The sequence below is a fragment of the Amycolatopsis sp. NPDC004625 genome, assembly GCF_040609695.1.
GTDB lineage: Bacteria > Actinomycetota > Actinomycetes > Mycobacteriales > Pseudonocardiaceae > Amycolatopsis.
The window spans coordinates 1-21,381 of sequence record NZ_JBEXKX010000019.1; the positions used below are offsets into that span (position 1 = coordinate 1).

Below are 21,381 nucleotides of genomic sequence, written 5' to 3' on the forward strand. Positions count from 1 at the left end.
AGTCTGCGGAATTTTCCCGCCCGATCGGGGTAGGGTCGGCAGGTGCACGTGACCGCCGTGACGCCCTTGGCCGCCGACAGCGGACGGACCCGCCGCCGAGGGAGCCGGAAATGCTGACTTTCGTCTTCAAGCGCCTGGCGTCGGGGGTCCTGCTGCTCGTGCTGGTCACGAGCGGGACCTTCTTCCTCGCGCACCTCGCCGTGGGCGACCCGACCGCCGGGTTGCTCGGCAACAGCGCGACCCCCGCCCAGCAGGCGGCGCTGCGCGCCAAGATCGGCTACGACCAGCCGCTGCTGACCCAGTTCTGGACCTGGTTCTCCCACGCCGTCACCGGCGACTTCGGCACGTCGTGGCGCAGTTTCCAGCCGGTCGGCGACCAGATCGCGCTGCGCGTGCCGGTGACGCTGTCGGTGGTCGTGGCCGCCACCGTGCTCGCCGCCGTGGTCGGTGTCGCTGCGGGCGTGGCGTGCGGGCTGCGCCCGGGCGGCCTCGGCGACCGCGTGCTCAAGCTGGCGTCGGTGGTGCTGTTCGCGCTGCCCGGGTTCTGGCTCAGCCTGGTGCTGGTGACCTGGTTCGCGCTGCGGCTCAAGTGGTTCCCGGCGGTCGGGTACGTCTCGCCGGAGGAGTCGGTGGGCGGCTGGCTGCAGTCGATCACGCTGCCCGCGATCGCGCTGGCGCTCGGGGCGATCGTGCTGATCGCCGAGCAGCTGCGCAACAGCTTTCTGCAGGTCGCCGGCCAGGACTTCGTCCGGACCCTGCGGGCGCGCGGCCTGTCGAAGGCCCGGGTGACCGCGCACGTGCTGCGCAACGCCGCCCCGGCCGCGCTGACCGTGCTGGCGTTGCTGTTCGTCGGGCTGCTCGGCGGCGCGATCGTCGTGGAGATCGTGTTCAACCTGCCCGGCATCGGCAGCCTGACGCAGTCGGCGTCCCAGATCGGCGACATCCCGGTGCTGCTCGGCCTGACCGCCGTGACCGTGGTGTTCGTCGTCATCGTCAACTTCCTGCTCGACCTCGTGCTCGGGTGGGTCAACCCGAAGGTGCGCCAGCGATGACCGCCGTTCCGCTCCCCGCCGGCCCGGTCCCCGTCAAGCGGGTGTCGCTGGGCCGGCGCTACCTCCGCCGCCCGCTCGGGGTGGCCGCCCTCGCCGTGTTCGCGATCGTGGTGGCGGTCGCGGTGCTCGCCCCCTGGCTGGCGCCGTTCGACCCCGACCACCTCGACTTCGCGCTGTCCCACGCCACCCCGGGCAACGGGCATCCGCTCGGCGGCGACTCCGCGGGCCGCGACATCCTCAGCCGGCTGCTGTACGGCGCCCGGACCACGCTCTACGGCGCCCTGATCACCTGCCTCACGTGCGTGGTGCTCGGCGTCCCCGCCGGGGTCGCCGCGGGCTACTTCGGCGGGGTGACCGACCGGGTCGCGTCCTGGCTCAGCGACGCGCTGCAGTCGGTGCCGGTGATGATCGTGCTCCTGGTGGTCGCCGCGGGCACCGGCCAGAACTTCGCGGTCCTGATGGTCACCCTGGGCGTGCTGCTCGCCCCCGGCCACTACCGGATCGCGCGGGCGCGAGCGCTGACCGTCGGCCGGGAGCCCTACATCGACGCCGCACGCGTGTCCGGCGTGACGACCGTGCGCATCCTGCGTACGCACATGCTGCGCGCGGTGTACGCCCCGGTCATCGTGCAGACGGCGTTGACCGCCGGGATCGCCATCGGCCTGCAGGCCGGGCTGCAGTTCCTCGGCGTCGGCTCGGCGTCCACGCCCAGCTGGGGCCAGCTGATGAACGACGGCTTCCAGACCATGCTCAGCTACCCGCTGATCCTGCTCTGGCCCTCGATCGCCCTCGGCCTGACGATCGCCGCGCTGGCGTTCATCGGGTCGACCCTCGCCGACCTGGTCAGCGTCCGGGTCGAGCTGCCGACCGCCCGCCGTCGCGCCCGCGTCCGCCGTGAGCTGGCCGCTGCCCCGTCCGCTCTGCCCGAGGCCGTGGCCAGCGGGACGCACGTGCACGAGGTCGCGGACAGCGCTCTGCGCGTCGAAAACCTCCGGGTGGGGTACGCGACCCGGGACGGCGTCGACGAGGTCGTGCGCGGGGTGTCGTTCGACGCGGCCCCCGGCGAGGTGCTGGGCATCGTCGGCGAGTCGGGCTCGGGCAAGACGCAGACCATCTTCTCCGTGCTCGACCTGCTCCCGGCCGGCGGCACCGCGGTCGCCGGCGGCATCTGGGTCGGCGGCGAGGAGGTCGGGCGCCGGTCGCCGAAGGAGCGCGCCGCCCTGCTCGGCCGGGCGATCGGGTACGTGCCGCAGGAGCCGATGACCAACCTCGACCCGTGCTACCCGATCGGCCACCAGCTCGCCGAGCCACTGCGGCGGGTGCACGGGCTGTCGAAGGCGCAGGCCCGGCAGCGGGCCCGGGACGTCCTCGTGCGGGTCGGGATCCAGGACCCCGACCGGGTGCTGAAGGCCTACCCGCACCAGATCTCCGGCGGCATGGCCCAGCGCGTGCTCATCGCCGGGGCGGTCGCCGGACGGCCGTCGCTGCTGGTCGCCGACGAGCCGACGACCGCGCTCGACGTCACGGTCCAGGCGGAGGTCCTCGAGCTGCTGCGCGAGCTGCAGCGCGAGTACGGGATGGCGCTGGTGATCGTGACCCACGACTTCGGGGTGGTGGCCGACATCTGCGACCGCGTCGTCGTCATGAAGGACGGCCGGGTCGTGGAGACCGGCCCGGTCGAGCGGATCTTCCGCCGGCCGGAGAACCCCTACACCGCGGAGCTGATCGGCGCCTCGCTGGACGACGCCCCTTGCCGCGACGAACTCGACGAAGCGTGTTCCCCGGCCGGGGTGCGCGGAGAGGAAGCCGCCCGATGACCGCACTGCTGGAGGTCGACGACCTCGTGGTGGACTACCGGCTGCGCCGCGGGGTCGCCTTCCGCGCACTGGACGGCGTCTCGCTGTCGGCCGGGCCGGGGGAGTGCGTCGGCCTGGTCGGGGAGAGCGGTTCGGGCAAGTCGACGCTCGGGAAGGCCGTGCTCGGCCTCGCCGGGGTCACCGCCGGGCGGATCACGTTCGCCGGCCGGGACATCACGCACCTGCGCGGCGCCGCCCGCCGCCGGCTGGCCGGCGACGTCCAGGTCGTGTTCCAGGACCCGTACGGCTCGCTGGACCCGACGATGACCGTCGGGGAGGTGCTGGCCGAGCCGCTCGTGGTGGCGGGGACCTCCCGCGCCGAGGCGCGCACGGTCGTGGCCGCGATGCTCGACCGCGTGCGGCTGCCGGCCGGCGCGGTGCACCGCTACCCGAGCGAGTTCTCCGGCGGGCAGCGCCAGCGCGTCGCGATCGCGCGGGCCCTGGTGCGCCGGCCCCGCCTGGTCGTCTGCGACGAGCCGGTCAGCGCGCTGGACCTGACCACCCAGGCGGCCATCCTCGACCTGTTCGTCGACCTGCAGCGCGAAACCGGGGTGTCCTACCTGTTCGTCTCGCACGACCTCGGCGTCGTGCGGCGGGTCTGCCACCGGGTGTGCGTGCTTTACCAGGGGAAGATCGTGGAAACGGGGCCGACCCGCGCGGTGACCGAGGTGCCGGAGCACCCGTACACGCAGCGCCTGCGGCTCGCGTCCCCCGTCGCTGACCCGGCTCGCCAGGCCGAACGCCGCGCCACGTGGCTCAGCCTGCGCGAGCCGGCATGACCTAGAGTCGGTAGCCATGCCGAAGGTCATCGACCACGACGAACGACGCCGCGAAATCGTGGCCGTCGCCAAGAAGCTGATCATCGAAGGCGGCTTCGAGGCGGCGACCATGCGCAGCATCGTCACCGCCGCCGGGTTCGCCAACGGCGCGCTCAAGCACTACTTCGCCAGCAAGGACGAAATCATCGCGGCGACGTTCGAGAGCGTGCTGCGGGAAACCGAGGCGCTCCTGGCCGGCCTGGACCCCGGGCTCGGGCCGGTCGAAGCGCTGCGGGGCTTCGTCGAAGGTGCCCTGCCGCTGACCCCGGACCGGATCGCGGCCGGACGCGTGCTGCTGGCGCTGTGGGACCACTCCGTGGCCAACCCCGGTCTCGCGGCGCAGTACCGCGAGCTGCTGACGAGCTGGCGGGCCGAGCTGTGCCGTCGGCTGGCGGCCGCGCGGGGCAAGGGCGAGCGGACGAACGCGCGCGCGGTCGGCGTGCTCGCGGACGAGATCATCTCGGTGACCATCGGGGCCACGGTGTCGAGCCTGATGTACCCGGTGGGCGAGCTGGTGGCCCGGTACCGCGCCTACGTCGACGGGTTGCTGGCGCGGATCACCGAATGAGCCCTTTTCGTCTACGATTGTAGAATGAACGCTCTCCCCGTCACCCGCACCCCGTCGTCCGGCGCGCCCGTCGGCCCACCTGTCGTGCTGCTGCACGGCTTCGCCTCCAGCGGTGCCGCCGACTGGCCGGCGCCGCGGTGGGCCGGTCCGCTCGCCGAAGCCGGCCGCGAAACCTTCGTCGTGCACCTGCCGGGCCACCGGGACGGACCCGCCGTCGCGGCCGTCGAGGACGTCACGACGGGGGTGGTGCTGCGCCGGCTGGCCGCCGCCGTGCCCGCCGGCGAGCTCGACGTCGTCGGCTACTCCCTCGGCGCCCGGCTGGCGTGGAGCCTGGCGGCCGATGAGGTGCTGCCCGTCCGCCGGCTGGTGCTGGGCGGCCTGAGCGGGATGGACCCCTTCGCCGCGCTCGACCCGGCGGCGCTGCGGGCCGCGGTCCGCACGGGGGCGGCAGAGGACCCGCTGACGGCCGGGATCGCGGGGCTGGTCCGGGCCGGGGACGCGGAATCCCTGTTACGGCTCGTGGAAGGTCTGGGCCGGGAGCCGTTCGACCCGGCGGGCGCGGTCCCGAAGGTGCCGACGTTGTTCCTCGCGGGTGCGGCCGACCCCATGGCAGCGGGCGTTGAGAAGATGGCCGGCCGCCTCCCGGACGCCCGGCTGCAGCACGTGCCCGGCGACCACCAGGGCGCCCTGGCGGCCGACGAACTGCGCACGGCCGTGTTCGGCTTCCTCCTGAACTGACCGGGCTGACCGCTGCGCCGAACGGCGGCATAACACCTCGCGACGGCGGAAGTCATGCCCCCGCCGACCGGCCGCGATGCCGTCGAACCGCCGAAAGTCGGTGCCGCACAACAGAAAGCGCGTCCTAGCATCCGGATCCCCGTGGGCGGGCACCCGGCCGCCCCGTGACGAGGGAGACGCGCCGATGCGGAAGCTGCTTGCCGTTCTCTGCTGTGCCTTCGTGACCACGATCGCGGTGGCCGTCCCGGTGTCCGCGGCACCGGGCGGCACCGTGCCCGGCCTCACCGGCGCCGCCGCCCGAGCGGCGGCCGGGCCGATGGCCGACCGGTTCCGCCAGCTGCGCCAGGCGGATTCGCTGGCGCAGCGGCACACGTTCTGGGGCCCGGAACCCCAGCTGTCCTCGGGCGCCGACGGTGTGGTCGTGACCCAGAGCATCACGCCGGGCCTGCGGCTCTCCAACACCGACGACGTCGTCTACGCCCCGACGATGAAGCCCACCGGACACTCGTGCATCGAAGTCGTGACCGCGTACGGGCTCGGCGAAGCCGCGCAGGTCTGGGCCTGGGACTGGTGCCGTTCGGTGTCGCCGGCGAAGGTCGTCCCGATCGACAGCGCCTTCCTGGCCACCTACACGAGCACGGTGGACGGGCACCCGGCCTACACCGTCCAGGAGGTCCGGACCAGCCCGTCGGGCAACAGCTGGACGGCGTCGCTGCGCAACGTGAAGACGGGCGCGTGGGACAAGCTGTTCAGCCAGAGCGGCAGCGACCAGAGTTCGCTGAACGAGGGCTGGGACATCTTCGAGCTCTACGCGACCCGCAATCCCGCCACCGGCAACGCCTACTACTGCTCGGACGCGCGCGGCGCGGTGTTCGAGTCGAGTTCGCTGCAGCTGCGGATCGGCGGGCGCTGGACCGCCGCGTCGCCGTCGAACTCGCCGCTGAGCCCGACGGCGAACCCGCGTCCGTCCGACTACGACTGCTCGACCCTGCGGTTCGACGTGCCGTCGCCGAACAGCACCTGGCGCGTCACGGTCTGAGCTCAGCCGGCCGGCAGGAGCTCGCGGCCGCCCGCGTGCCACCAGGCGTCGAACGCGGCGCTGCAGCCCTGCCGGCCGGCGTAGCTCGCGACGACGGCCGCGTGGATCTCCTCGGCGTGCGCCGCCACCGGCGTGCCCGGGCGGTAGCACAGCCGCAGCTCCTGCCACAGGGGTGCGCCTTCGATGGCCCGCACGGCGATCGTCCCGGGCCGGTCCCGGCGCGTCGCCAGCGCGGGTGCGACGGCCATGCCGGCGCCGACGAGGTCCAGCAGCGTCGCCAGGCACTGCGGCCGGTGCGGCTGGTCGAGGGCCACACCGCGGCTGCGGCACACCCGCTGCAGGTACGCCGACCACCGCGTGGTGCCCGGCGGGTCGTCGGCCCACGGGTGTTCACCGAGGCCGGCGAACGGCACCGCGCGCGTCCCGGCCAGCGGGTGGTCGGGGGAGAGGATGACGAAAACCGGCTCCCGGGGGTGCACCACCAGCGTTTCGACGCCGTCGGGGATCACGGAACCGGGCAGCGGCGGCAGGTAGACCAGTGCGAGGTCCAGCCCGCCGGCGGCGAGCTGGGCGAGCGTGGCGGTCTCGTCCGGGTCCTCGTGCACGCTGACCCCGTGGCTCCACGGCCGGTCCTGCAGCCAATGCGACACGGAGAGGTGCAGGAAACCGCAGTACCCGCCGACGCGCACGGGCCCGGCGGGCGCCCGCCGTTCCCCGATCCGCTCGGTCAGCGCGGACACCCCGGCCAGCACACCCCGCGCATCGGCCACGACGTCGGCACCGAGCCGCGTGGGCACGCACCCGCTGGGCGACCGGACGAACAGAGCCCCACCGACGGTCCGTTCGACCCGGCGCAGCAGCCCCGAGAGGGCGGGCTGCGAGACGTGGAGAAGCCGAGCCGCCCGGCTGAGACTCCGCGCATCGGCGACGGCCACGAGCGCGCGCAGGTGGCGCAGTTCCAGCTCCACAGGCCCAGTTTAGGCGGCTTGATCACCGGGGACATCCGACTCGAGTCGGGCGGTCCTGCTCGGATGCGGGCGGTGCGGTCAGCGACGCACCAGCTCGACGACCGGGATGAGCCGGTCCACGTTGGCCTGGTACTCGCCGAACTGCGGGCGCTGTTCGACGTTCTTCGCGTAGATCTCGTCCCGTTCGGCCCCCGTGATCTCCACGGCGCGCACCGGGAAGGTTTCGTCGCCGAACTCCACGGTGACGTCGGGGTGCGCCATCAAGTTGTGGTACCAGGCGGGGTTCTCCGGCAGGCCCGCCTTGCTCGCGAAGACGAACAGGCGCGGGCCTTCGGCGTAGCAGGCCAGTGGCGAGACGCGTTCGGTGCCCGATCGGGCCCCGAAGTGGTGGACCAGGATCAAGGTCTCGCCGGCGAAGCCACCGCTCAGCTCGCCACCGTTCGCACGGTACTCGTCGATCACCTTGGCGTTGATCTCATCGAAATCGGGCACGGCTTCCCCCTGTCGTCCGGACGTGCGGCCACGATATCCCGTGACCGCATGGTCCGCCTCGACAACGCCGCCCCCCGGCGACTTTCGAGACGGCTCTACTCAGCGCCGCTCCGTCGCGCTCGGTCGGCGTGCCCTCCAAGCTCGCGCCGCGACGAGTCCGGGAAGCGAACCGTGGCGCTTCCGCAGCCGTCCTTACTATGTGGCGGTGCACCGGGGGCAGATGGCGTTGGCCGACATGCTGGCAGGGCTGCGGAGCAGCCGCGGGCTCTCGCAGGAGCAGCTGGCGGAGCTGAGCGGGGTCAGCGTTCGCGCGATCGGGGAGATCGAACGGGGCGCCACCCGGCGTCCGCAGCGTGAAACCCTGCGGGCGCTCATCGGGGCGCTGGGCCTGACGCCGGAGGAGCAGGAGGCGTTTGCCCGCAGCGCCCGGACCGCGCCGCCGCCAGACACTCGGCGTAGGCGGGCCGTCGTGCGGCCCGCCTTGCCCGCGCCGGTCACCTCGATCGTCGGGCGGGCCGGTGACCTTGCCGCGGTGCTGCGGCTGGTTCAGGATCCCGCGGTGCGGCTGGTCACGATCACCGGGACCGGTGGGGTCGGCAAGACCCGCCTTGCGCTCGAGGTCGGCTGGCGGGCGGCGAGCCGGTTCGAATCCGTGCACGGCCTCGACCTCAGCGCCCTTCGGGACGCCGATGACGTGCCGCAGGCGCTGGCCGAGTCGCTGGGGACGCCCGATCCGGCCGCGCTCATCGGCGACGGGCAGTGGTTGCTCGTGCTCGACAGCTTCGAGCACGTGGCCGCGGCGGCCACCACCGTCGCGACGCTGCTGGCCGGGTGCCCCGGGCTGACCGTCCTGGTGACCAGCCGGTCGCCGGTGCGGTTGCGGGGGGAACACCTCTGGCCGCTGGCTCCACTGTCCACTCCGGACAGTGACGATCCGGCCGGCCTGGCCGGCAACGCGGCCGTCCGGCTGCTGGTCGAACGCACCGCCGCGGTCCGGCCCGGGTTCGCGCTCACCGCGGAGAACGCCGTCGCGGTCGCGGCGCTGTGCCGCCGTCTCGACGGCCTGCCGCTCGCACTGGAGCTGGCCGCCGCGCGGCTGCGGACCCAGGGGCCGGCCCAGGTGCTCGCGCAGGTTCGCGACCTGCACGGCGACGCGGTGGACCTGGCCGACCGGCACGTGAGCCTGCGCCGCACGGTCGAATGGAGCACGCGCGGGCTCACCGACCCCGACCGGCGGCTGTTCGGCCTGCTGGGCGCGTTCTCCGGCGGCGCCGACCCGGCCGACGTCGAGGCCGTGCTGGGCGCACCGCCGCATTCGCTGGCGACGCTGGCCGCGCACAGCCTGGTCACCGTCACCGAACGCGCCGGCAACCCGCGGATCGGCATGCTGGACACCATCCGCGAGGTCGTCGAGGACCAGCTCACCGGAGCGGCCGATCGCGACGCGCACGCCGGGCACTTCCTGCGCCTGGTCCGCGACGGCGATCCCCGGCTGGGCGGTGAGCAGGACAACGTGCGGGCCGCGATCCAGCAGGCCGTCGACGCCGCGCCGGCCCTGCTGTGCGGGGAAACCGTGCGCGCGCTGACCAAGCACTACGTTGCCCGGGGCCGGTTCGCCGAGGGACGGCGGATGCTCACCGGAGCCGCCGGTGCCGCGCGCACCGAGCAGGCCCGGGCGTGGGCGTGGCACGGCGCCGCGGTCACCGCCAACGAGAGCGGCGACCCGGAGGCGGCGCTGGCGCTGGCCGCGTCCGCCGCCGAGGCGTTCGGCGCCGACCCGGACGGCCGGGCCGCGACGCTGACCCTGATCGGCAACGCCCACAAGTTCGCCGGCCGGTACGACGACGCCGCGGCCGCGTACACCGGCGTGCTGGACCAGGCCAGGACCATGGGCGACGCGCGCCGCGAGACGATCGCGCTGAACAACCTGGGCGCGCTGGCGCACGACCGCGGCGCGTTCGCCGAAGCGATCGAGTACCACGCCGCCGCGCTGCGCCGCAAGCGCGAGCTGGGCGACCGGCGCGGCATCGCGGTGGCTCAGCTCAACCTCGGCGCCGTGCGCAACGACACCGGCGACCACGCCGGCGCGGCCGCCCTGCTGGCCGAGGCCGCCGCCACGTTCGCCGCTCTCGGCGAACCGGGCTCGGAGGCGTTCGCGCTGGCCCTGCTGGCCCAGTCGCAGGCCGGCCAGGCCCGCTGGGACGACGCCACCACCACCGGCAAGCGCGCGCTGGAGCTGGCCCGGCGGGCCGAACACGCCCAGGCGACCGGGCTCGCGCTGCTCGCCCTCGGCGAGACGGCTGCCGCCGACGGCGATCACGCCGGCGCCGCCCGGCTGTTCCGCGAGGCGCTGACGTTCCCCCTCGGCCTGCCGGACCAGGCCCGCGTCCGCGCACACCCGGCGATGGCCGCGGACCGCTGATCGGGAAACCGCCCGGTTCTGCCGCCTTTTCCGCCGGTTCCGCCTGGAGCCGGACGGCTGGTGATCCCTAGGGTTCGCGCATGCCTCAGCTCCCTCGCGTGCTCCGCACCGCCGCGCTGGTCCCGCTCGCGACCGCCGCGCTCGTGCTCACCAGTGCCGCGCCCGCCCACGCCGACCGGACCATCTACCCGCCGGTGAGCGGCGACGTGGTGGCCTGGCAGACCAACGAAGGCAGCTGGACCGGCGGCGGCCCCAAATGCGTGCAGGTCGACAAGGGACGGCTCGACGACTTCGCCCCGGTCGACCAGCTTTCCTGCGCGTACGGCAACAACCAGCGGTGGCGGCTGGGGCAGGCGACGGACGACCCGGACGTGTTCTGGGTGCAGAACGTGCGCACCGGCAAGTGCCTGGACGACTACGCCTACGGGACGAACCAGGGGAACCCGATCATCCAGTACACCTGCCTCGTCGGCACGAACCAGCAGTGGCGGATGCGCTGGGACTACTACAACGGCGTCGCGGAGTTCCAGAACGTGAACAGCGGCCTGTGCCTTTCGGTGGACGGCATCACCACCGACAACTACCGCCGGTTGGTGCAGAACCCCTGCTACAGCTTCGTCAACGAGCGGTTCCAGCCGGTCTGGTGAACCACGGTTTCCTTCACAACAAGGAAAGGCAAGGCGGGCACCGGAGCCAGCGGGGAGCCGTCGGTGTCCGCCGACGGCCGGTACGTGGCTTTCCGGTCCGCGGCCCGCAATCTCGTCGGCGGCGACACCAACGGCGTCGACGACGTGTTCGTGCGGGACCGGGTGGCCGGGGTGACCACCCGCGTCAGCGTCGACCGCAACGGAGCCGAGGGCAACAGCGCCAGCTGGGCACCGTCCATTTCGGCCGACGGCCGGTACGTCGCGTTCGTTTCGGACGCGACGAACCTGGTTCCGGGCGACACCAACACGGTCCGGGACGTGTTCGTCCACGACCGGCTGATCGGGTGGACGAGCCGGGTCAGCGGCGGGCTGCTGGGCGCCCCGGGCAACGACGACAGCCTCCACCCGGCGATCTCGGCCGACGGGCGGTTCATCGCCTACGACTCCTTCGCCGGCAATCTCGTCGCCGGCGACACGAACCGCGTCCAGGACGTCTTCGAGTACGACCAGCAGACCGACCGCACCGTCCGCGTCAGCGTCGATCCGGGCGGCGCGGAGGTCCGGGGCGCGAGCCGGTTGCCGTCGATCTCGGCCGACGGCCGCTACGTCACGTTCGAATCCGACGCCGCGACCCTGACGAGCTCCGACACGAACCAGGCCACCGACGTGTTCGTGCACGACAAGCTGACCGGGCTGACCGATCGGGTGAGCGTCAACGCCCACGGTGACCAGGGACAGGGCGCCAGCACCTTCGCCACGATGTCGGCCGACGGGCGGTACGTCGCCTACCAGTCGGCCGCGTGGAACCTGCTGCCGAATCCGGGGGACACCAACGGCAGGATCGACGACTTCCTCGTCGACCGGCAGACGTCGGCGGTCACCCGGCTGAACGTCCTTTATCCGGGCGGCCAGGACGGCGACGGCACCACGCCCGGCGTCCGGCCGTCGATCTCGGCCGACGGCCGGTACACGGCGTTCGGCTCCTTCGCGTGGCGGCTCGTGCCGTTCGACCGCAACAGCGCCGGCGACGTGTTCGTCCGTGACCGCGACACCGCGACCACGACCCGGGCCAGCGTCGCCGGGAACGGCGTGGAGGGCAACGGAGACTCGGCGATGCCGTCGATCTCGGCCGACGGCAAGCACGTCGCGTTCCAGTCCGTCGCCACCAACTTCGCCACCGGCACCGACATGTGGACGCCCAACGTGTACCTGCGCGACCTCGGGTGATCGTCGGCAAGGGGTGCGGAACTCTCCGGCGCGAGCCGCTAGAGTCCGGGGTGCAGCTGGTTCGGTCTCCGCGCGCAGGTGGCGGTGACCGAGGCAAGAGGGAACCCGGTGGGAATCCGGGACTGCCCCGCAGCGGTGAGTGGGAACGACCGCCGTCAGTCCTTCGAGGGACGAGCACTGAGCCACCCGGCTCGGGAAGCGACGGCCAGTAGGAACCCGGCGCACGCGCCGGAACGCCCACGAGTCCGAAGACCTGCCGGCTGCGCACCCCGCGACCGTGGGGTGCTGGCTGCGACCTCGCGGGCAGGTCACGCCGGATCACGACCCGTCACGGGTCGCGGTTTGCCGTGCGCTCCCTCGGGGTCCACGCGGACTCGCGAAGGAGAGCCCCCGTGACTTCGAAATCCCCGACCGGCCGCGCCACCGTGTACGGCTACCCCCGCCAGGGCGCCGACCGGGAACTCAAGAAGGCCGTCGAGGCCTGCTGGAAGGGCCGGATCGACGCCGGCGCGCTGCTCGGCACGGCCCGTGAGCTGCGGCTGCGGAACCTGGCGGAGCTGCGTGACGCCGGCGTCGACGACGACCCGAGCAACTACTTCTCGTGCTACGACCACGTTTTGGACACCTGTGTGCTGCTGGGCGCGATCCCCGAGCGGCACCGCGGGGAAACGAACGAGCTGGACCGCTACTTCGCCATGGCCCGCGGCACCGCGGACGCGCCGCCGCTGGAGATGACGAAGTGGTTCGACACGAACTACCACTACCTGGTGCCCGAACTCGGCCCGGACACCCGCTTCACCCTGGACCCGGGCAAGCCGCTGGAGGAGTTCGCCGAGGCGCTCGAGCAGGGCGTGACGACCCGGCCGGTGCTCGTCGGCCCGGTCACGTTCCTGCTGCTGGCCAAGGACCCGACCGGCACCCCCGGCTTCCGGCCGCTGGACCTGCTCGACCAGGTCGTCCCGTGCTACGTCGACCTGCTGCGGCAGCTGCACGAGGCCGGCGCCGAATGGGTCCAGCTCGACGAGCCCGCACTGGTCACCGACCAGCCGGCCGACGTCCTGGCCGTGGTCACCGAAACCTACGCGACCCTGGCGGCGGCGACCGCGCGGCCGAAGATCCTGGTCGCGTCCTACTTCGACCGGCTCGGCGACGCCTTGCCCGTGCTGGCGAAGTCCCCGGTCGAGGGACTGGCGATCGACTTCACCGGCCACGCCGCCGCCAATCTCGACGGCCTCGCGCGCGCCGGCGGGATCCCGGACAAGCGCCTGGTCGCGGGTGTCGTCGACGGCCGCAACATCTGGGCCGCCGACCTGACCGCCGCGCTTTCGACGCTGGGTACCTTGCTCGGCCTGGCCGGTTCGGTGGACGTCGCCGCGTCCTGTTCGCTGCTGCACGTGCCCTACGACGTCACCCTGGAATCCGGCCTCGACCCGGAGATCGCCGGCTGGCTGTCGTTCGCCCGGCAGAAGCTCGCCGAGATCGTCACGCTGCGCCGCGGCCTGACCGAGGACCGCTCCGCCGTCGAAGACGCGTTGCGGGTCAACGCCGAGCGGCTGGCGTCACGGGCGGCGTCGCCGATCGTGAAGGTGCCTGCGGTGCGGGAGCGGGTTGCCGCGGTCACCGACGCCGACCTGCGCCGCGTCAGCCCGTACGGCAGGCGGCGTCCGGCGCAGCAGGAGCGGCTGCACCTGCCGGAGCTGCCGACCACGACGATCGGGTCGTTCCCGCAGACCGCCGAGCTGCGGAAAGCGCGTGCGGCGCTGCGGGCGGGCAAGCTCGACGAAACCGCCTACCGCGAGGCGATGCGGGCCGAAGTCCGCGCGGTCATCGCCGAGCAGGAGCGGCTAGGGCTGGACGTCCTCGTGCACGGCGAGCCCGAGCGCAACGACATGGTCCAGTACTTCGGCGAGCAGCTGACCGGGTTCCTGGCCACCGAGCACGGCTGGGTCCAGTCCTACGGCACCCGGTACGTGCGGCCGCCGCTGATCGTCGGGGACGTCGCACGGCCCGAGCCGATGACCGTCGAGTGGGCCACCTACGCGCAGAGCCTGACCGGAAAGCCGGTCAAGGGCATGCTGACCGGGCCGGTCACGATGCTCGCGTGGTCGTTCGTGCGCGACGACCAGCCCGAGGGCGACACCGCCCGCCAGGTCGCGCTCGCGTTGCGCGACGAAGTCGTGGACCTGGAGGCGGCGGGGATCGCGGTGATCCAGGTGGACGAGCCCGCGCTGCGGGAGACGCTGCCGCTGCGCACCGCCGACCGGGCGGCGTACCTGGACCGGGCCGTGGCGTCGTTCCGGCTGTCGACGGCGGGGGTGCGCGACGACACCCAGGTCCACACGCACATGTGCTACGCCGAATTCGGGGACGTCCTGCAGGCGATCGTCGACATGGACGCCGACGTGATCAGCCTGGAGGCGGCCCGGTCGACCATGGTGATCGTCGCCGACCTGGCGCGGGCCGGGTACCCGAACGAGGTCGGGCCGGGTGTCTGGGACATCCACTCGCCGCGCGTGCCGCCGGTCGAGGAGATCGCCGCGCACCTGCGCACCGCCGTCGAGGCGTTCCCGGCGGATCGGCTGTGGGTCAACCCGGACTGCGGCCTGAAGACCCGCGGCTACCCGGAGGTCCGGGCGACGCTGGCCAACCTGGTCGAGGCCGCGGTGCGGGCGCGCGCCTGACGAGCGTTTCGCCGCGGCGGGCTTTTCGCCCGCCGCGGTCGACCGCTCGGTGCGGGAACTGCGGACTAGGAGTTGAAGCACTGGTTGCCGGAACTCACCCAGCGGTGGGACCGGACGATGTACTGGGGGCCGGGCACGTACGACTGGCCCTGCGGTACGTAGTACAGCCAGTGCGTGTAGTTCGCGTTGGCGTACAGGCAGACGCCGCTGAAGCTCGAGCTGGTGCCCCGGTTGTTGATGGCTTTCACCGTCTGGCTGGACGACCAGCTGCACACGACCGGCGAGTTCCACCAGTCGTTGTCGCTGTTCACCCAGCTGCAGCGGTTGCGGCTGCCGTCGGTGACCGGCCAGACGCAGAGGTCGCCCGACGGGCAGTCCAGCGCCAGCAGCGCGAAGCCGCGGCCGGGCGTCTGCGCCGAGCTCGTCGCGGCGGGCCGGGCCGCGGCCGTGTCGACGGCGGCGGTGCCCGCGGTGGCGGTGGTGACCAGGCCGATCAGGGCTCCGAAAACCACCACCAGCGTGGCGATCGTCCGTTGTGCGTTTCTCATCTTTCCCCCTTTGGGGTCGACGTGTGGGACGTGGAGTATGCCGAGGCCACCACCCGCCGGAAGGGTCTTTCGAACCTGGTCGAAGCGCTTGTTGCCAGCCCGGCCGAGACCGAGGCATTCCTCGGCCGGCCGGGTGATCACGCCCGGTGGGGTTGTTCGAGGAGGGCCTTGAGGGCGGCGAGGTCCTTGGTGTTGGCCCGCCGCATCGCCCTGGCGATCAGCGGCGCGCTGATCGCGGAAAAGCCCTTCGGCTCGCCGCGGTTGCGCAACGTCACGCGGGTGGCGGCGGTCCCGTGGTCGGCGAAGGTGTAGGTCGTCTCCATCGGAAACGGGCCTTGGGCGGTGCGCATGGTCAGGCGTTCGCCGGGGACGAGGGCGACGATCTCGTAGGTGTAGGCGAGCCGGCGCCCCAGGAACCGCGCGACGAACGCCAGCCGGGAGCCCACGCTCAGCGGCGCGGGAGTCTCCCACTCCACCGACTCGATGTTGGCGTACCACTCGGGCGCGTGGGAGGGATCGATCGTGTACCCGGCCACCAGGTCGCGGGGAAGGCCGATCACCGTTTCGGTCTGCACGTCGACAACCATGCCCGCCTCCGGCCGGGGGAATGCCCGGCACGCTACCGGCCGCGGGAGCCCGGCGCGAACGCAAGCCTGCGCGCCGGTTCGGCGGCCCCGGACCGCCGGGCAGCCGGTAAGAGATCGGTAACCGGCGGCGGGGGCTCGACTGGGTGGTTTGTCCGGTTGACTACGGCGACGGTGGACGACGAAGGAGAACGACATGAACCGCGCGCGACGTCTGCGCACCCGGCCCTGGTTCGCCGGCGTGCTGGTGGCGAGCCTGACCGCGGTCGCCGCGGGCCTGTACTGGTTCCAGCCGTGGCAGCTGTGGGTGGACGAGACGGTGAACGAAAGCCTCCCGGCTGCTGCTGCCCCGGCGGCTTCGACCGCGCAGCCGGTGTCGGCGGCTCCGGTTCCGACGCCGACGCCGACGCCGACGCTGCCCGCCGAGGTGGCGACCGGCACCCTGATCAGCCACGAGCACCGCACCACCGGCACGGTCCGGGTCCTGCGCGGCCCCGGCGGATCGCTGGTGCTGCGCCTGGAGAACCTGGCCACCAGCAGCGGCCCCGACGTGCACGTCTGGCTCACCGACGCGCCGGTGAAACCGGGCAAGGACGGCTGGGGCGTCTTCGACGACGGCAAGCACCTCGACGCGGGCAAGCTCAAGGGCAACCGGGGCAACCAGAACTACGAGCTCCCCGCGGGCACCGACCTGGCCGGCTACCCGAGCGTGAGCCTGTGGTGCGACCGCTTCGACGTGTCGTTCGGCGCGGCGGAACTGACCCGCCCGGCCGCGTGACCGCCGAGGACGGCCCGGTCGTCACTCCGCCATTCCGGTGATCGCTCACAGACCCACAGAAACCAACAGATCATCCGTTTGACTATGCGAAAGACTGTTGACTTCGGGTGGTGGGTAGGTAACGTTCTGCGCGTCGAAGAACGGGGTGGTTCACGATGCCGCAGCAACCGTCCGAGCACCGTCGCGCGCTCAGCCGTCGCACCTTCTTGGGCGGCGGCGCCGCCTTGCTCAGCACACTGGCCTTGCCGGCGACACTCTCATCGCTGGCCTGCCCGGCGGCGGCCGCCACGCGGGACCGGTCCGCGCCGCCCAACGGGCTTCCCGAGTGGAACGGCAACATCGGGATCTTCGACGTCGGCAGCGAACCGCCGCACGCCACCCTCATGCCCTACGCCGACCTGGGGCAGGCGCTCGCCGGTGACCGCACCCGCTCGCCGTTCCGGCAGAGCCTCGACGGCGACTGGAAGTTCCGCCACGCCGACCGGCCCGACGCGCGGGATCCCGATTTCCACCGCGAAGACGTCGACGACAGCTCCTGGGCCACCATCCCGGTCCCGTCGAACTGGCAGCTGCACGGCTACGACTTCCCGATCTACGTCAACATCACCTACCCCTGGTGGGGCGCGAACGGGCAGAACGAGAACGCGCAGCCGCCGTTCGCGCCGACGAAGTTCAACCCCGTCGGCCAGTACCGCCGGACCTTCCAGGTGCCGGCCGCGTGGTCCGGCCGGCGGACGTTCCTGCACTTCGCCGGCGTCAAGTCGGCGTTCTACGTGTGGGTCAACGGCACCCTGCTGGGCTACCGCGAGGACTCGCGCACGCCCGCGGAGTTCGACGTCACCGACCACCTCCGGCCGGGAACCAACCAGGTCGCCGTCGAGGTCCACCGCTTCCCGGACGGCGACTGGCTGGAAGACCAGGACATGATCCGGCTGGCCGGCATCTTCCGGTCCGTCCACCTGTTCTCCACCCCGGTCGTGCACCTGCGCGACTTCCGGCTCGACCCGAAACTGCGCGACGGCTACGCGAACGCCGACCTCGCCGTCACCGCGAGCGTCCGCAACTACGGCGTCGCGGACAACCGCACCTACACCGTCGAAACCCAGCTGTACGACGCCGACCGGCGGCCCGTGTGGCCGCAACCGCTGCGGCAGCAGGCCGGTCTCGGCTCGGCACCGGCCGGGCAGGACGTCACCGTCCACGGGGCCCAGGGTGTTCGCGCGCCGAAGCTCTGGTCGGCGGAACAGCCGAACCTCTACACCGCGGTGCTCGTGCTGCGCGATCCCGCCGGGAACCCCCTCGAGACGCTGTCCGCGCGCGTCGGGTTCCGGGAGTTCGCGCTCACCGGCGGGCTGATGCGGATCAACGGGCAGCCGGTCAGCCTGCGCGGCACCAACCGGCACGAAGAGCACCCGGTCCGCGGCGGCGCGCTCACCCGCGCCGACCTCGTCGAGGACATCCGGCTGATCAAGCGGCTCAACATCAACGCCGTCCGCACGTCCCACTACCCCAACGATCCCGCCTGGTACGAGCTGGCCGACGAGTACGGGCTCTACCTCGTCGACGAGGCGAACCTGGAGACGCACGGCGTCCGGGACCGCTTCCCGGGCTCGAATCCGGAGTGGACGGACGCGGTGCTCGCCCGCGCGAAGGCGATGGTGCACCGCGACAAGAACCACCCGAGCGTCGTGATCTGGTCGCTCGGCAACGAAGCGGGCTCGGGCAGCAACTTTTCGGCGATGTACGACTGGATCCGGTCGTACGACACGACCCGCGTGATCCAGTACGAGGGCGACGACCGGCCGGGGGTCAGCGACATCCGGTCGCAGATGTACCCGACCCCGGCCGCGCTCGAGAAGCGGGCTCTCGACACCGCGGACACCCGGCCCTACGTGATGATCGAGTACGCGCACTCGATGGGGAACTCCACCGGGAACTTCAAGGAGTTCTGGGACGTCATCCGCGCGCACCCGGTGCTGCAGGGCGGGTTCGTCTGGGACTTCGTCGACCAGGGCCTGTACTGGCCGACGCCGGAGCGCAAGCTGCTCACCGAGACCGGCCCCGCCGCCCTCACCGCGGAACTGGCGCCGGGCGCGACCTTCACCGCCGGGCAGGGGCTGGCCGGCGCCGCGGTCTTCGCGCCCGCGCGCAGCCTCGACCTGACCGGGTCGTTGACGCTCGAAGCCCGGATCACCGCCGGGTCCGTCGGCGGCCACCAGCCGATCATCGCCAAGGGCGACCACCAGTACTCGCTCAAGCAGAGCGAGAACAACCTCGAATTCTTCGTGTACGCCGGTTCCTGGATTTCGGCCACCGCACCGCTGCCGGCGGACTGGGTGGGGCGCGAGCACCACGTCGCCGGCGTTCTCGACCACGACGCGAAGACGGTGACGCTGTACATCGACGGAAATGCCGTGGCCCGCACGGACACCGACCGCGTCCCGGACAGCACCGCCGCCCGGCTCGCGCTCGGCACCGACCACGAGCACCCCGAACGGGTCTTCAGCGGCCGGATCCGGGTCGCCCGCGGCTACGCGCGGGCCCTCACCGCGGCCGAACTCGCCGCCGACCGGACCCCGCAGGACCCGGCCGTCCGGTTCTGGTTCGACGCCGCCACGGCCGGCTACGCCGAAGAGCAGCCGGCCGAGCGGACGTACCTGTCCTACGGCGGTGACTGGGGCGACAACCCCAACGACGGCAACTTCTGCGCCAACGGCATCGTCACCGCCGACCGCCGGATCAGCGGGAAGGCCATCGAGGTCAAGCACGTCTACCAGGCGATCACCGTCTCCGCCGGCGCCGGTCCGGCCGCCGGGCAGGTCACGATCACCAACGAAAACCTGTTCACCAACGTCGATGCCCACGACGGTGCCTGGGAGCTGGTGAACGACGGCAAGGTCGTGCAGCGCGGCCGGCTCACCCCCGCCCAGCTCGACGTCCCGCCGCGATCGAGCCGGACGATCACGGTGCCGGTGCGCCGGCCCCCTCGCCCGGCGGGGGAGTACTTCCTCCGGTTCTCCTTCACCACCAGGACACCCACGATCTGGGCCGAACGCGGGTTCGAGGTGGCCAAGCAGCAGCTGCCGGTGGACTTCGGCAGCCCCGCCGTCGTGCCGGTGCCGCTCGCCCGGGTACCGGCGGCCACCGCGCACGACACCGGCCGGAGCGTCGAGATCGCGGGCGCGGGGTTCACGGTGTCGATCGCCAAGGACACCGGGCTGATCACGTCCTACGAAGCCGGCGGCGTCCGGCTCGTCACCTCCGGGCCGGTGCCGAACTTCTGGCGCGCGCCCACCGACAACGACATCGGCAACGGCCAGCCGGGCCGCAACGCCACCTGGCGGTACGCGGGCGCCGACCGGCACGTCACGGACGTCACGGTGACGGCCGGCCGGGCGGTGGTCGTCACGGTCCGCGGAACCCTGCCGACGGCGGTCACCTCCACCTACACCACGACGTACACGGTGTTCGGCAACGGCGAGCTCGAAGTGGACCAGACGGTGCACCCCGGCGCACCCGATCTGCCGTACCTGCCCGAAGTCGGGACCATCCTCTTCCTGCCCGGCGAACTCGACACGCTGGACTACTACGGCCGCGGGCCCGAGGAAAACCACTGGGACCGCAACACCGGCTCGGACGTGGGCGTGTACACCTCGACCGTGGCCCGGCAGTGGACCGGCTACATCCGGCCCCAGGAGAACGGCAACAAGACGGACGTGCGCTGGGTCGCGCTGACGAACCGGCGGGGTGCCGGTCTCCTCGCCAGCGGGGCACCGTTGCTGGAGTTCAACGCGTCGCACTTCACGCCGGAGGACCTGTCGAGCGGAGCACGCCACGACTACCAGCTCACGCCACGCCGCGAAGTCGTGCTCCGGCTGAACCACCGCCAGATGGGGGTGGGCGGCGACGACAGCTGGGGCGCGCAGACGCACGACGAGTACAAGCTGTTCGCCGACCGGGACCACCGCTGCACCTACCGGCTGCGCCCGCTCCCGCGCCGGGACCAGGCCATGGAGTTGTCCCGGAGGCCGACGGCTCCGTCGTAGCCCGGTCGCGCCGGCCCGCCGGTGATCATGCGCTGTGCCAGTCGCGGAAGGCGTCGAGGACGGCGGTGCGGGTTTCGGCGGAGAGCGTTTCCGGGGGGAGGCGGCCGAGCTGGTCGATGGTGGTGCGGAACTGGTCGAGGTAGCGTTCGCAGCCTTCGCAGAGCGCGAGGTGCTCGACGAAACGTGCTTCGGTCCGGGGATCGAGGGCGTCGTCGAGGAACGCGGTGACGAGCTCGACGAATTCGTCGCAGTTCACGTCTTCGCCCCCGTCCCGAGGTACTCGGCCAGCCGTTCCCGCACGGCCGCGCGAGCCCGGTGCAGCAGCACGCGTTGGTTGGCCGCGGAGATCCGCAGCAGGGCACACACCTCTTCGGCGGTGTGGTCGCCGACGTCGCGCAGGCTCAGCACCGCGCGCTGGCGCGCCGGGAGTTCGTCGAGGACGGTGGTGATCACCCGGCGGATCTCGAGGTTCAGCGCGGTGTCCTCGGGGGACGTCCAGGGGGCCGGGGCCGCCCGCCAATGGCCGGGGTAGGCGCCTTCGGCACCCTGGAAACGCGCGGGGTCGACGGTGGGGCCGTGGTCCTCGTCCGGCGGCAGGAGGCTGGCCCAGGGCACGCTCCGGCGTTCGGCCAGGCCGCGTTTCTTGGCGGTGTTGACGAGGATCCGGTAGACCCACGTCTTGAACGCCGACCGGCCCTCGAAGGCGCGGAGGCCGTTGAGCACGGCGAGCCACGTCTCCTGGACGACCTCCTCGGCGGAGGCGTGGGTGGACACGAAGGAGCGGGCCAGCCGGAGCATCGACGCCGACCACGCGTCGAGGACCGCCGCGAACGCCGCGTCGTCGCCGCGGCCGAGCGCGGCGACCAGCTCGTCGTCCGGCGGCAGCTTCGTCACCAGGCGAATATAACCGCGGCAGG

Annotated in this window: 18 protein-coding genes and 1 riboswitch; of the genes, 12 read left to right on the forward strand and 6 right to left on the reverse strand. The window is 72.5% G+C overall.

The window, feature by feature from the left end:
• The first annotated feature begins 110 nt into the window (after positions 1-110).
• The 6 genes from ABZW17_RS22460 to ABZW17_RS22485 all read left to right on the forward strand — a co-directional run bounded on the left by ABZW17_RS22460 (position 111) and on the right by ABZW17_RS22485 (position 6,071).
• On the forward strand, positions 111-1,052 hold the full coding sequence (locus ABZW17_RS22460) for an ABC transporter permease (RefSeq protein ID WP_354817246.1): 942 nt from the start codon (positions 111-113) through the stop codon (positions 1,050-1,052).
• A complete protein-coding gene (locus ABZW17_RS22465; RefSeq protein WP_354817249.1) occupies positions 1,049-2,869 on the forward strand; it encodes a dipeptide/oligopeptide/nickel ABC transporter permease/ATP-binding protein in 1,821 nt (606 codons plus the stop codon). The genes ABZW17_RS22460 and ABZW17_RS22465 overlap by 4 nt, the downstream gene beginning before the upstream one ends.
• On the forward strand, positions 2,866-3,687 hold the full coding sequence (locus ABZW17_RS22470) for an ABC transporter ATP-binding protein (protein WP_354817252.1): 822 nt from the start codon (positions 2,866-2,868) through the stop codon (positions 3,685-3,687). Before ABZW17_RS22465 ends, ABZW17_RS22470 begins: the two co-directional genes overlap by 4 nt.
• 16 nt (positions 3,688-3,703) lie before the next feature.
• Entirely contained in the window at positions 3,704-4,294 is a 591-nt protein-coding gene (locus ABZW17_RS22475) for a TetR/AcrR family transcriptional regulator (RefSeq protein WP_354817255.1), read from the forward strand.
• Between the two features lie 24 nt (positions 4,295-4,318).
• The gene (locus ABZW17_RS22480; protein WP_354817258.1) at positions 4,319-5,032 is read left to right on the forward strand and encodes an alpha/beta fold hydrolase; all 714 of its coding nucleotides are present in this window, start codon (positions 4,319-4,321) and stop codon (positions 5,030-5,032) included.
• A gap of 184 nt (positions 5,033-5,216) precedes the next feature.
• A complete protein-coding gene (locus ABZW17_RS22485; RefSeq protein WP_354817261.1) occupies positions 5,217-6,071 on the forward strand; it encodes a carbohydrate-binding protein in 855 nt (284 codons plus the stop codon).
• A gap of 2 nt (positions 6,072-6,073) precedes the next feature.
• Here ABZW17_RS22485 and ABZW17_RS22490 read toward each other — a convergent pair whose 3' ends face one another.
• Complete coding sequence (locus tag ABZW17_RS22490) at positions 6,074-7,039, reverse strand: LysR family transcriptional regulator (RefSeq protein WP_354817264.1); 966 nt, start codon at positions 7,037-7,039, stop codon at positions 6,074-6,076.
• A gap of 78 nt (positions 7,040-7,117) precedes the next feature.
• The gene (locus ABZW17_RS22495) at positions 7,118-7,531 is read right to left on the reverse strand and encodes a nitroreductase/quinone reductase family protein (RefSeq protein ID WP_354817267.1); all 414 of its coding nucleotides are present in this window, start codon (positions 7,529-7,531) and stop codon (positions 7,118-7,120) included.
• A 205-nt stretch (positions 7,532-7,736) separates the two neighbouring features.
• Between ABZW17_RS22495 and ABZW17_RS22500 the strand changes: the two genes are divergently transcribed.
• The 4 genes from ABZW17_RS22500 to metE all read left to right on the forward strand — a co-directional run bounded on the left by ABZW17_RS22500 (position 7,737) and on the right by metE (position 14,508).
• Positions 7,737-9,953, forward strand: a complete 2,217-nt coding sequence (locus tag ABZW17_RS22500; protein ID WP_354817270.1) for a tetratricopeptide repeat protein — start codon at positions 7,737-7,739, stop codon at positions 9,951-9,953.
• An 80-nt stretch (positions 9,954-10,033) separates the two neighbouring features.
• Complete coding sequence (locus tag ABZW17_RS22505; protein WP_354817273.1) at positions 10,034-10,600, forward strand: RICIN domain-containing protein; 567 nt, start codon at positions 10,034-10,036, stop codon at positions 10,598-10,600.
• Between the two features lie 63 nt (positions 10,601-10,663).
• Complete coding sequence (locus tag ABZW17_RS22510; RefSeq protein ID WP_354817276.1) at positions 10,664-11,827, forward strand: hypothetical protein; 1,164 nt, start codon at positions 10,664-10,666, stop codon at positions 11,825-11,827.
• A 59-nt stretch (positions 11,828-11,886) separates the two neighbouring features.
• Positions 11,887-12,103, forward strand: a riboswitch (cobalamin riboswitch).
• A 116-nt stretch (positions 12,104-12,219) separates the two neighbouring features.
• The gene (gene metE / locus ABZW17_RS22515; protein ID WP_354817279.1) at positions 12,220-14,508 is read left to right on the forward strand and encodes a 5-methyltetrahydropteroyltriglutamate--homocysteine S-methyltransferase; all 2,289 of its coding nucleotides are present in this window, start codon (positions 12,220-12,222) and stop codon (positions 14,506-14,508) included.
• A 65-nt stretch (positions 14,509-14,573) separates the two neighbouring features.
• Here metE and ABZW17_RS22520 read toward each other — a convergent pair whose 3' ends face one another.
• Together ABZW17_RS22520 and ABZW17_RS22525 are read right to left on the reverse strand one after the other, a co-directional pair.
• Positions 14,574-15,056, reverse strand: a complete 483-nt coding sequence (locus ABZW17_RS22520) for a peptidase inhibitor family I36 protein (RefSeq protein ID WP_354817282.1) — start codon at positions 15,054-15,056, stop codon at positions 14,574-14,576.
• Positions 15,057-15,193: 137 nt separating this feature from the next.
• Positions 15,194-15,643 carry an SRPBCC family protein gene (locus ABZW17_RS22525; RefSeq protein WP_354817285.1) on the reverse strand — a complete coding sequence of 150 codons (450 nt, stop codon included), beginning with the start codon at positions 15,641-15,643 and terminating at the stop codon, positions 15,194-15,196.
• Positions 15,644-15,836: 193 nt separating this feature from the next.
• Here ABZW17_RS22525 and ABZW17_RS22530 point away from each other — a divergent pair, with 193 nt between their 5' ends.
• Together ABZW17_RS22530 and ABZW17_RS22535 are read left to right on the forward strand one after the other, a co-directional pair.
• Positions 15,837-16,418, forward strand: coding sequence for a DM13 domain-containing protein (locus tag ABZW17_RS22530; RefSeq protein ID WP_354817288.1), 582 nt, complete (start codon positions 15,837-15,839; stop codon positions 16,416-16,418).
• 155 nt (positions 16,419-16,573) lie between these two features.
• Entirely contained in the window at positions 16,574-20,464 is a 3,891-nt protein-coding gene (locus ABZW17_RS22535) for a glycoside hydrolase family 2 TIM barrel-domain containing protein (protein WP_354817291.1), read from the forward strand.
• A 25-nt stretch (positions 20,465-20,489) separates the two neighbouring features.
• Here ABZW17_RS22535 and ABZW17_RS22540 read toward each other — a convergent pair whose 3' ends face one another.
• Both ABZW17_RS22540 and ABZW17_RS22545 read right to left on the reverse strand, forming a co-directional pair.
• Positions 20,490-20,720 carry a zf-HC2 domain-containing protein gene (locus ABZW17_RS22540; protein WP_354817294.1) on the reverse strand — a complete coding sequence of 77 codons (231 nt, stop codon included), beginning with the start codon at positions 20,718-20,720 and terminating at the stop codon, positions 20,490-20,492.
• Positions 20,717-21,358: a sigma-70 family RNA polymerase sigma factor gene (locus ABZW17_RS22545; protein ID WP_354817297.1), complete on the reverse strand. Its 642-nt coding sequence runs from the start codon at positions 21,356-21,358 to the stop codon at positions 20,717-20,719. The genes ABZW17_RS22540 and ABZW17_RS22545 overlap by 4 nt, the downstream gene beginning before the upstream one ends.
• Positions 21,359-21,381: the final 23 nt, after the last annotated feature.

Excerpts from the sequence above, each read along its gene's own strand:
- ABZW17_RS22485 (WP_354817261.1), top strand. The coding sequence starts at position 5,217 with ATGCGGAAGCTGCTTGCCGTTCTCTGCTGTGCCTTCGTGACCACGATC.
- ABZW17_RS22535 (WP_354817291.1), top strand. The coding sequence starts at position 16,574 with ATGCCGCAGCAACCGTCCGAGCACCGTCGCGCGCTCAGCCGTCGCACC.
- ABZW17_RS22530 (WP_354817288.1), top strand. The coding sequence starts at position 15,837 with ATGAACCGCGCGCGACGTCTGCGCACCCGGCCCTGGTTCGCCGGCGTG.
- ABZW17_RS22525 (WP_354817285.1), bottom strand. The coding sequence starts at position 15,643 with ATGGTTGTCGACGTGCAGACCGAAACGGTGATCGGCCTTCCCCGCGAC.
- ABZW17_RS22480 (WP_354817258.1), top strand. The coding sequence starts at position 4,319 with ATGAACGCTCTCCCCGTCACCCGCACCCCGTCGTCCGGCGCGCCCGTC.
- ABZW17_RS22505 (WP_354817273.1), top strand. The coding sequence starts at position 10,034 with ATGCCTCAGCTCCCTCGCGTGCTCCGCACCGCCGCGCTGGTCCCGCTC.
- ABZW17_RS22470 (WP_354817252.1), top strand. The coding sequence starts at position 2,866 with ATGACCGCACTGCTGGAGGTCGACGACCTCGTGGTGGACTACCGGCTG.
- ABZW17_RS22460 (WP_354817246.1), top strand. The coding sequence starts at position 111 with ATGCTGACTTTCGTCTTCAAGCGCCTGGCGTCGGGGGTCCTGCTGCTC.
- ABZW17_RS22475 (WP_354817255.1), top strand. The coding sequence starts at position 3,704 with ATGCCGAAGGTCATCGACCACGACGAACGACGCCGCGAAATCGTGGCC.
- ABZW17_RS22520 (WP_354817282.1), bottom strand. The coding sequence starts at position 15,056 with ATGAGAAACGCACAACGGACGATCGCCACGCTGGTGGTGGTTTTCGGA.
- ABZW17_RS22465 (WP_354817249.1), top strand. The coding sequence starts at position 1,049 with ATGACCGCCGTTCCGCTCCCCGCCGGCCCGGTCCCCGTCAAGCGGGTG.